9 protein-coding genes are annotated in these 10,092 nt (G+C 71.1%); 2 read left to right on the top strand and 7 right to left on the bottom strand.

The window, feature by feature from the left end; genetic code table 11:
- Positions 1 to 97: 97 nt before the first annotated feature.
- Entirely contained in the window at positions 98 to 1,507 is a 1,410-nt protein-coding gene (glnA, locus tag ACZ68L_RS36265) for a type I glutamate--ammonia ligase (protein WP_469586075.1), read from the bottom strand.
- 256 nt (positions 1,508 to 1,763) lie between these two features.
- Here glnA and ACZ68L_RS36260 point away from each other — a divergent pair, with 256 nt between their 5' ends.
- Positions 1,764 to 2,231, top strand: coding sequence for an RDD family protein (locus ACZ68L_RS36260; RefSeq protein ID WP_469586072.1), 468 nt, complete (start codon positions 1,764 to 1,766; stop codon positions 2,229 to 2,231).
- A 162-nt stretch (positions 2,232 to 2,393) separates the two neighbouring features.
- Here ACZ68L_RS36260 and ACZ68L_RS36255 read toward each other — a convergent pair whose 3' ends face one another.
- The 4 genes from ACZ68L_RS36255 to lipB all read right to left on the bottom strand — a co-directional run bounded on the left by ACZ68L_RS36255 (position 2,394) and on the right by lipB (position 5,562).
- Positions 2,394 to 3,101, bottom strand: a complete 708-nt coding sequence (locus tag ACZ68L_RS36255) for a DUF4191 domain-containing protein (RefSeq protein ID WP_469586069.1) — start codon at positions 3,099 to 3,101, stop codon at positions 2,394 to 2,396.
- 19 nt (positions 3,102 to 3,120) lie between these two features.
- Complete coding sequence (locus tag ACZ68L_RS36250) at positions 3,121 to 3,321, bottom strand: SCO2195 family GlnR-regulated protein (RefSeq protein WP_114244165.1); 201 nt, start codon at positions 3,319 to 3,321, stop codon at positions 3,121 to 3,123.
- A 330-nt stretch (positions 3,322 to 3,651) separates the two neighbouring features.
- Positions 3,652 to 4,617: a lipoyl synthase gene (gene lipA, locus ACZ68L_RS36245; protein WP_351083238.1), complete on the bottom strand. Its 966-nt coding sequence runs from the start codon at positions 4,615 to 4,617 to the stop codon at positions 3,652 to 3,654.
- Between the two features lie 132 nt (positions 4,618 to 4,749).
- Positions 4,750 to 5,562 carry a lipoyl(octanoyl) transferase LipB gene (gene lipB, locus ACZ68L_RS36240; protein ID WP_469586061.1) on the bottom strand — a complete coding sequence of 271 codons (813 nt, stop codon included), beginning with the start codon at positions 5,560 to 5,562 and terminating at the stop codon, positions 4,750 to 4,752.
- 263 nt (positions 5,563 to 5,825) lie between these two features.
- On the opposite strand from lipB, the gene ACZ68L_RS36235 reads away from it, so the two are divergent.
- Positions 5,826 to 7,598 (top strand): regulator, encoded by a 1,773-nt coding sequence (locus ACZ68L_RS36235; RefSeq protein WP_469586058.1) that lies wholly within the window; start codon positions 5,826 to 5,828, stop codon positions 7,596 to 7,598.
- 45 nt (positions 7,599 to 7,643) lie between these two features.
- Here ACZ68L_RS36235 and ACZ68L_RS36230 read toward each other — a convergent pair whose 3' ends face one another.
- Positions 7,644 to 8,951 (bottom strand): NAD(P)/FAD-dependent oxidoreductase, encoded by a 1,308-nt coding sequence (locus ACZ68L_RS36230; RefSeq protein ID WP_469586055.1) that lies wholly within the window; start codon positions 8,949 to 8,951, stop codon positions 7,644 to 7,646.
- 227 nt (positions 8,952 to 9,178) lie between these two features.
- Entirely contained in the window at positions 9,179 to 10,078 is a 900-nt protein-coding gene (locus ACZ68L_RS36225) for a TIGR01777 family oxidoreductase (RefSeq protein WP_469586052.1), read from the bottom strand.
- Positions 10,079 to 10,092: the final 14 nt, after the last annotated feature.

The raw sequence follows: 10,092 nt of genomic DNA, 5'->3' as shown, positions 1-10,092 counted from the left end.
GATGTCTTGGAGTGACAGACCTCTTCTACAGCAGCTCCGCTGCCTCGTTCACCAGCCTTGACGTACGACCTTCACGCCTAACTGAACGGCGTTGGGTCTAGAGGTCGAAGTACAGCTCGAACTCGTGCGGGTGCGGGCGCAGCTGGATCGGGGCGATCTCGTTGGTGCGCTTGTAGTCGATCCACGTCTCGATCAGGTCGGAGGTGAAGACGCCACCGGCCTGCAGGTACTCGTTGTCCGCCTCCAGCGCCTCCAGGACGGCCGGGAGGGAGGTCGGGACCTGCTGGACGTTCGCGTGCTCCTCGGGAGCCAGCTCGTAGAGGTCCTTGTCGATCGGCTCGGCGGGCTCGATCTTGTTCTTGATGCCGTCGAGGCCCGCCATCAGCAGGGCGGAGAAGGCGAGGTACGGGTTCGACGACGGGTCCGGGGCGCGGAACTCGACGCGCTTGGCCTTCGGGTTGGAGCCCGTGATCGGGATACGCATCGCGGCGGAACGGTTGCGCTGCGAGTACACCATGTTGACCGGGGCCTCGAAGCCGGGGACCAGGCGGTGGTACGAGTTCACCGTCGGGTTCGTGAAGGCCAGCAGCGACGGGGCGTGCTTGAGGATGCCGCCGATGTAGTAGCGGGCGATGTCCGAGAGTCCCGCGTAACCCTGCTCGTCGTAGAACAGCGGGTCGCCGCCGGCCCACAGGGACTGGTGGACGTGCATGCCCGAGCCGTTGTCGCCGAAGATCGGCTTCGGCATGAAGGTCGCGGTCTTGCCGTTGCGCCAGGCGACGTTCTTCACGATGTACTTGAAGAGCATCAGGTCGTCGGCCGCGGCGAGCAGCGTGTTGAACTTGTAGTTGATCTCGGCCTGGCCGGCGGTGCCGACCTCGTGGTGCTGGCGCTCGATCTGCAGGCCGCTCTTCTCCAGCTCCAGGGACATCTCGGCGCGCAGGTCGGCGAAGTGGTCGACCGGCGGGACCGGGAAGTAGCCGCCCTTGTAACGGACCTTGTACCCACGGTTGTTCTCGACCGCACCGGTGTTCCAGGCGCCGGCCTCGGAGTCGATGTGGTAGAAGCTCTCGTTCGCCGACGTCTGGAAGCGGACGTTGTCGAAGACGTAGAACTCGGCCTCGGGGCCGAAGTACGCCGTGTCGGCGATGCCGGTGGAGGCGAGGTACGCCTCGGCCTTCTTGGCCACGTTCCGCGGGTCACGGCTGTACTGCTCGCCGGTGATCGGGTCGTGGATGAAGAAGTTGATGTTGATGGTCTTGTCGCGGCGGAAGGGGTCGACACGGGCGGTCGACAGGTCCGCGCGCAGCGCCATGTCGGACTCGTGGATGGCCTGGAAGCCGCGGATCGACGAGCCGTCGAAGGCAAGCTCGTCGGCCGGGTCGAAGGTCGCCGCCGGGACGGTGACGTGCTGCATCACACCGGGCAGGTCACAGAACCGGACATCGATGAACTTGACGTCTTCGTCGGCGATGAACTTCTTCGCGTCGTCGGCGTTCTGGAACATCCAACTCCTCCTACTCCCGACCCGGGAAGGACGGGGTTGTAGCTCGTGGTGCGGCCAGTGCGGTGGCACACGCTGGACCCGACCATAGGCAGACCGGATTTCTCAAGCATGACCCATTTGTTTCGCAGAAGTTAACCGAGCCGGGTGTGAGCGGCACCTCGTGGCCGGTTCCGGGCTCCTCCTGAGGGCCGCCGCGCGGGCCCTCGGCGGCCCCCCGCCCGGCGGGTGGCACGGGCGGGCGCAGTACCGTGGTCGGGTGGACAACAGGCAAGCAATCGGATCGTGGCTCTCAGGGCCGCGCGCGGCCGCCGAGGAAATGGGGGCCGACTTCGGCTACCGGGGCAAGCGGCTCGGTCTGCCCGAGCACGGCCCGGGATCCGTGGCGCCGCTCGGCCGGCGTTTCGGTGCGATCTTCATCGACTGGGCCCTGTGCCTGGTGATCGCATACGGGCTGCTCGCTCACGGTGACCAGCAGGCGGCGGGAAACTGGGCGCTCGGCGTCTTTCTCGTACTGAGTGTGCTCACCGTCGGCACCATCGGCTGCACGCCCGGCAAGCGCCTCCTGGGCATCAGGGTCGTCGCCGAGAGCGGCGGCCGGCTCACTTTCGGCCGAGTGGTCGTCCGGAGCGTGCTGCTGTGCGTCGTGATCCCGGCCCTGGTCTGGGACCGCGACGGCCGTGGCCTGCACGACCGGCTGGCCCGCGCGGTTCAGGTCCGTATCTGAGCCGAGGACGGACGGCCGAGGGGGCGGTCGCCGAGGCCGCGATGCCAAGGACGGAACAGGGAAGGGGGCGGGTTGCGAACCGGTTCGGTTCGCAACCCGCCCCCTTCACACGTGCAGCGGCCGTGTGCGGATACAGCAGGAACAGCGGGAACGACGGAAGCGTCAGCGCATCTTGCCGCCGCGCGGCATCCGCGTCCCCTTCGGCATCGGGCCCTTGGGCAGCGGCATGTTGCTCATCAGGTCGCCCATCGCGCGCAGCCGGTCGTTGGCGGCCGTCACCTGCGGGCCGGTCAGTACGCGCGGCAGCTTCAGCATCTTGGTGCGCACCTTCTTGAGCGGCACCTGGCCCTCGTCGTTGCCGACGATGATGTCGTGCACCGGTACGTCGACCAGGATGCGCGCCATCTTCTTCTTCTCGGCCGCGAGCAGCAGCTTCACCCGGTTCGGGTTGCCCTCGCCGACCAGCACGATGCCCGCCTTGCCCACGGCACGGTGGACGACGTCCTGGCTGCGGTTCATCGCGACCGCGGGTGTCGTGGTCCAGCCACGGCCCACCCGGTCCAGCACCGCCGCCGCGGCGCCGGGCTGTCCTTCCATCTGCCCGAAGGCCGCGCGCTCGGCACGCCGTCCGAAGACGATCGCCATCGCGAGGAGGGCCAGCATGAAGCCCAGGATGCCGAGGTAGACCGGGTGGCCGATCACGAAGCCGACCGCGAGAAGCACACCGAAGGTGACGATTCCCACACCCGCGACGACAAGACCGATCTTGGAGTCGGTCCGCCGGGTCATCTTGTAGGTCAGGGCGATCTGCTTGAGCCGCCCCGCGTTCTCGGCGCTGTCCGCGCCTTCAGTGTTTGCCTTCCTCGCCATGTACAGAAGTTTACGTGGCTCAAGAACGGTGGTCGGCCGCGGCCTCCAGTACGTACTCGGTCTCGACCCGGTCCTTGGCCCGGCGCCGGTCCTCCAGGACGGCGGTCCAGGCATTGCGGCGGGCGGTGCGCTGGCCGCTGCTCAGCAGCAGCGACTCGACGGCGCGAAGAGCATCGGTGACGGAAGGGATGGCGGTGGCGCGTACCGGCACGGCCTGCATCGTGGAAATCTCCTCGGAGCGGATGTGCGGACTGAGTGGCGTGGACTCAGCTGCCCGGGTTGAGCTACCCGGGACTGCGTTGCGCGAAGTGGGTGGCGTGCGTCGGGTGCGGGAAGCGGCTGTGGCAGCGGCCCGTGGAACCACTGCACCGTAAGCACCCAGCGTCACTGCTCGGTGTTACCAGCGCATGACCGGTCGGTCAAACACCAATGAAACCTTGATCCGGGCGGAGCGCACGTCGACGCGGCCCATACGCGCCCCCGACCTGCGGGGAGCGTACGGGCCGCGTCGAATCAGTTGTTACCGGGCGGTAGTCTCTTGTGCTCGGATTCACACGGCGGGCGCCGCCGCGACGGCGCCGCGACGCTCGATCGCCTGCTGGAAAAGACGGCCCGCGCGGTACGAGGAGCGGACCAGCGGCCCGGACATCACACCGGAGTAGCCGATCTCGTCGGCCTCCTCCTTCAGCTCCACGAACTCCTGCGGCTTCACCCAGCGCTCGACCGGGTGGTGTCGCACGGACGGCCGCAGGTACTGCGTGATCGTGATCAGCTCGCAACCCGCGTCGTACAGGTCCTGGAGCGCCTCGCTGACTTCCTCGCGGGTCTCGCCCATGCCGAGGATCAGGTTGGACTTGGTCACCAGACCGGCCTCGCGGGCCCGCGTGATGACCTCCAGGGAGCGCTCGTAACGGAAGCCGGGGCGGATCCGCTTGAAGATCCGCGGCACCGTCTCGACGTTGTGCGCGAGCACCTCGGGGCGGGCGGAGAAGACCTCGGCGAGCTGCTCGGGAACCGCGTTGAAGTCGGGGATCAGCAGCTCGACCTTGGTGCGGCCGGCCTCCCGCTCCGCGGTCAGCGCGTGGATCTGGCGCACGGTCTCCGCGTACAGCCAGGCACCGCCGTCCTCCAGGTCGTCGCGTGCGACGCCGGTGATGGTGGCGTAGTTCAGGTCCATCGTGACCACGGACTCGCCGACCCTGCGGGGCTCGTCCCGGTCCAGCGCCTGCGGCTTGCCCGTGTCGATCTGGCAGAAGTCACAGCGCCGGGTGCACTGGTCGCCACCGATGAGGAACGTGGCCTCGCGGTCCTCCCAGCACTCGAAGATGTTGGGGCAGCCGGCCTCCTGGCACACCGTGTGCAGACCCTCGCTCTTCACGAGCTTCTGCAGCTGGTTGTACTCGGGGCCCATCTTCGCCCGGGTTTTGATCCACTCGGGCTTGCGCTCGATGGGGGTCTGGCTGTTCCGGACCTCAAGGCGCAGCATCTTGCGCCCGTCGGGTGCGACAGCGGACACTCCGGCACTCCCCTTTGCTTTCACTGCATTGGATTCTTCGGCGAACACCAGGGTACGCCCGTGGTTCAAACGGCCTTACGTCCGGCCAACCTGTGGCCGACAGGGCCTATTCCCGGCCGAATGCCCGGGCCGTCACGCCGTGGCCACGGCATCCGTCGGGCGTTCGATGGTGCGCGGGGCGAATTCCGCGTTCTCCAGGACGTCCTTGAGGTGCTTCTCGACGACCGGGAGCACCTCCTCGATTCCGATGTCGCGGCCCAGCTCGTACGCGAGCGACGTGACGCCCGCGTCCCGGATCCCGCACGGCACGATGCGGTCGAACCAGGTGTTGTCCGGGTTCACGTTGAACGCGAAGCCGTGCATGGTCACGCCCTTCGCGACCCGGATGCCGATCGCGGCCAGCTTGCGGTCCTCGCGCCGCTGGCCGGCGTTGGACGGGGCGTACTCGGGGCCGTTCAGCCGCGCGTCGAACTCCTCGTCGTGCAGCCGCGGATCGAAGTCGAGGGAGAGGCCACCGATCGCCGGACGCTCCTCGACCGGGTCGCCGAGCACCCAGACCCCGCTGCGGCCCTCGACCCGGGAGGTCTCCAGACCGAATTCGGCGGCGGTACGGATCAGCGCGTCCTCCAGTCGGCGGACGTGCGCGACGACATCGACCGGTCGGGGCAGCTTCTGGATCGGGTAGCCGACCAGCTGTCCGGGGCCGTGCCAGGTGATCTTGCCGCCGCGGTCCACATCGATGACCGGGGTGCCGTCCAGCGGGCGCTCACTGTCGGTCGTGCGCCGCCCCGCCGTGTAGACGGGCGGGTGTTCCAGCAGCAGACAGGTGTCGGGGACGGCGTCCTCGAACCTGGCCGCGTGCACCTCGCGCTGCTTCTGCCAGGCCTCCTGGTAGTCGACGGATTCCTCGCCGAATCCCAGCCGGACGAACCGAAGCTCGCTCACGACAGATGCCTCCCTACTCGCGGTGACTGGAGCCGGGATGTCCGGAGCCACACCACCCTGCACTGAATCGGCCCCAAGCCACTGTACGACCGGCCACCGGGCGGCGGTCCGGCAGGTCGATCCCGTCAGTACCACCACCCAATCCTCACACGATCGGATGAAAGTGAAGCGATGGTGGCTGTGGCCGCCGCAGAGGCCGCTAAATTCGCGCCGTTCCATTAGGGCTGCCCGCCCGGCCCCGAAGGCAGGAGACCGTACAGCTGATGTCGGAACGACCTCCGCAGCGCACCCCCAACCGCCGACTCGCCTCGCTCATCACCGAGGCCGGTTTCTCCCATGCCGGTCTCGCCCGAAGAGTGGACCAACTCGGCCTGGAACACGGTCTCGACCTGCGGTACGACAAGACCTCCGTGACCCGCTGGCTGCGCGGACAGCAGCCGCGCGGGACCACGCCCGCGCTGATCGCCGAGGTCTTCACCCGACGCCTCGGACGCCGCCTCTCCGCCCAGGACCTGGGCCTCGACGCGTGCGCACCCGTCTACGCGGGCCTGGAGTTCGCGGCCACGCCCGCCGAGGCGGTCGACATCGTCAGCGGACTGTGGCGGAAGGACTCGGGCAGCCATGCGGAGCTGCGCAAGATCGCCTTCACCCCGGCCGGGCTCGTCGTCCCCAGCAGGGACTGGCTGATCGGCCGGGCCGACGAGTGGGTGGGACGGGGGAGCACGTCCTCGCCGCCGGTGCCGGGCGGGGCGGACGGTGCTCATGCGGCCGACGGCGCCCGAGCGGCCGGTGGGCCGGGCCGGTCCGTCGGGGGCGCGGGGGCCTCCGGGATCGCAGGGACTGCCGAGGTCGTGGCTCCGAGGCGGGCCGGTGGTCCCGGCGGGACGCGCGGGGCACCGGGGTTACACGGGGCGCACGGTTCGCACTGGCCCGGCGGCGGGCACGGCGGGACGGGAACCGGGGCGGCCGCCGGCCGCAACGCCGCGGCCCGCGGGCCCGCGCCGTCCCGGCCCTCCGGACCGTCCGCCCCACCCGGATCCCCCGCCCCCTCGGCAGGCCCAGTCCCCCCGGGAGGCGGGCTGCCGGGTGCCCCCGGCGTACCCCGGCAGCGGCAGTACGACCGGGGCCCCGGCCAGCGGGTCAGCAGCGGTGACGTCGCCGCACTGCGTTCGGTCGGAGAGCTCTTCCGCACCCTCGACAACGCCTACGGCGGCGGCCACGCCCGGCAGGCCCTCGTCCGGTACCTGGAGCACGAGACGGAACCGATGCTGCGCGGGACGTACGGGGAGGCCACCGGGCGCCGGCTCTTCTCCGCCGCCGCCGATCTGACCCGGCTGGCGGGCTGGACCTCGTACGACATCGCGGCCCACGGCCTGGCCCAGCGCTACTTCGTCCAGGCCCTGCGGCTCGCCCAGGCCGCCGGTGACCGCGCGTACGGCAGCTACGTCCTGATCACCATGAGCCGGCAGGCGGTCTATCTCGGGCACGGCAGGGAGGCCGTACAGCTGGCGCGCGTCGCTCAGCAGGGCATCGGCTCGTCGGCGCCGCCCGTCGTCCAGGCGCTGCTGCACGCCGTCGAGGCACGGGGGCACGGGGTGCTCGGCGAGGCCAGGCCCTGCACCGCCTCGCTGGCGCGGGCGGAACGCGCGCTGGAGAGCGCCCGCACCGGGGACGAGGTGCCGCACTGGGCACGGCATTTCGACGAGGCCCAGCTCGCCGACGAATTCGGCCACTGCCACCGGGATCTGCAGCAGTACCGGGCCGCGGTGCAGCACGCGGAGCGCTCCCTTGAGCTCCGCGCTCCGGCGTACGCCCGCAGCCGGCTGTTCTGCCGGGTGGTGCTGGCCTGCGCGCGGCTCGGGCTCGGTGAGCTCGACCAGGCGTGTGTGCTCGGCGCCGAGGCCGCGCAGCAGGCGGCGGAGATGCGGTCGGTACGGGCGACGGAGTACGTACGGGACTTCGAGCGCCGCCTTGAGCCGTTCCGGGACGCGGCAGCGGTGCGGGGGTACCGCGAGCGGGTGGCCGCGCTGGGATGAGCCCGGGGCGGCCACCGGACGGGCCCGGCGCCCCGGGGCCGGGCCCTACGCCGCTTCGGTCAGTACCGCCTCGCTTCCGTACCCCGGCCGTACGCCCAGGTCGGTGAGGATCGCGTCGGCCGCGCGGCGCCCCGAGAACAGCGCGCCCTGGACCGAGCTCGTGTCGCGGTGGTCGCCGCACACGTACAGCCCGGCGAGCAGCCGGACCGGGCGGCGCAGATCGTGCGGGGCCGGCATCGCGGGGACGGCCTCGGGATCGTGGTGGGCGGCCAGCAGTTCCCAGTCATCCGTGGGAGTGCCGTACAGGGCGGCGAGATGGGCACGGACCGTGCGGTCCAGGTCGGACGGCGGGGTGCCGAGCACCGTCGAGCTGACCAGGGTCCGGCCGTGCGGGGCGCGCGAGGGGTCGACGGCGCTCATCACCGCGGTGTGCGCGACCGGTCCGGAACGGTCGGCGTCCAGCAGTAGCGAGGCGCCGGTCGGCGGGGGAGCCGGGGCGGTGTGGTGAAGGACCGTCACGGGGTGGAAGGACGGCATCCGCAGTCCGGGCAGCAGCTCGGCGGCGGCTCCCGCGCCGGTCGCCAACAGCAGGGAACGGCAGCCCAGTTCGCCGTGCTCCTTGGTGCGGACCGAGGTGATGTCGGCGGCGGTGACATGCACGCCCGTCCGCACGGTGCCGGGCGGCAGGGCGGCGGCGAGCAGCTCGGGCAGCTCTCCCGAGCCGCCCTCGGGTACGCACAGCCTGCCGCGCGCGTAGCCGCGCAGCGCGAGATCGGCGCACCGGCTGGACGTGGTGAGGTCCGGATCGCTGAGAAGCGCGGAGAGCAGTGGGCGCAGAAAGCCGTTGATGGTACGGGAGGTCAGGCCGCGGTGGGACAGCGCGGCGAGCGCGGTCTGCTCGGGCCGGGCCAGGATGCGGGTGGCCGAGGTGGCGGCGAGCCGGGTCAGGGCGGCGCCCAGCCTGGCCTGGTCGATCGGCCCGCCCATCGGCGGACGGGGGGCGCTTGCCAGGGCGCGCGCCGCCTTGAATGCGCCCCGTGCGCCCCGCACATCGCCCGTCCGGTACTGACGGCCCTCGCTGTGGACGAGCACGCCCGGCGCGAAGGTGCGCAGTGCGAGACCTTCGAGGGCGGGTATCCGGCGCAGTTCCGGGTACGAGGTGCTGAGCAGCGGGCCGACGTGGTCGAGCCGGAAGCCGTCCACGTCGGCCGTGGTCATCCGGCCGCCGACCCGGGGGCCGGCCTCCAGGACGCTGACACTTACCCCTGCGCTGATCAGTTGGTGAGCGGCTGACAGGCCGGCGATCCCGGCTCCGATGATGACGACGTCCGCGCGATGTGCCGAGCTGAGCACGTGCCCCTCCCCGAGTCGGCGCAACTACTGGGAGGCTCTTGCCCCCAACAGGCCCCCGGAATGCCCGAGTTCGCAAGGAGGCTAGGAGGGCGTCCGGCGCGGGCGCAGTCGCGCGCGGCCGGGGCACCGTTGCACGGGGTCGCATGTCCGTCCGATTCCGTGGTGGATGTGCGCGCCCCGGCTCCGCGGGGCGCGGTCCCGCGAGCGCCGGTGTCGTCCCGGTGCGCTCAGCGCAGCGCCGCGCGGATCGCCGCGTCGATTCCGGGGAAGGCGAACACGAAGCCCGAGTCCAGCAGCTTGCCCGGCAGGACCCGCTGGCTCCCCAGTACATCCTGGGCGAAGTCCCCCAGGGCGATCCGCAGGGCGGGTGCCGGAGCGCTCAGCAGCGTGGGGCGGCGCAGCACCCGCCCCATCGCGGCCGTCACCTCCGCGTTGGTGACGGGGTCGGGGCCGGTCAGATTCACCGGGCCCGACAGCGACTCCGTGTCCAGGATGTGCCGCAGCGCCGCGACCTCGTCGTGCAGCGCGATGAAGCTCCAGTACTGGCGTCCGTTGCCCAGCCGCCCGCCGAGCCCCGCGCGGAACAGTGGGAAGAGCCGGCCCCAGGCACCCCCCTCACGGCCGACGACCAGGCCGGTGCGCGCGTGCGCGGTCCGGATGCCCGCCTCCTGAGCGGCGGCCGTGGCCGCCTCCCACTCCACACACACGGACGGCAGGAAGCCCTCGCCGGCCGGGGCGCTCTCGTCGACCGCGCGGTCCCCGGTGTCGCCGTAGTAGCCGATGGCCGACCCGGACAGCAGCACCTTCGGCGGCACCTCCAGTGAGGCGACGGCCTCGGCGATCGCCGTCGTTCCGAGCACCCGGCTGTCCCGGATCTCCCGCTTGTACGCAGGTGTCCAGCGGTGGTCGCCGACCCCGGCCCCGGCGAGATGGACGACCGCGTCGCAGCCCACCAGGCCCGCCACGTCGACGTACCCGCGCCCGGGATCCCATTCCACCTCGTCGCCGGCCCGCGCCGGACGCCGCACCAGGCGTACGACCTCGTGTCCGTCGGCCCGCAGCGAGCGCACCAGCGCCGCTCCGATGAGTCCGGATGCTCCGGTGACAGCGATACGGGTGTGCAGCATGGGTCCATCCTGCC

Source organism: Streptomyces sp. NPDC104309 (genome assembly GCF_055584025.1).
This window is presented reverse-complemented; position numbering and strand designations above follow the sequence as displayed.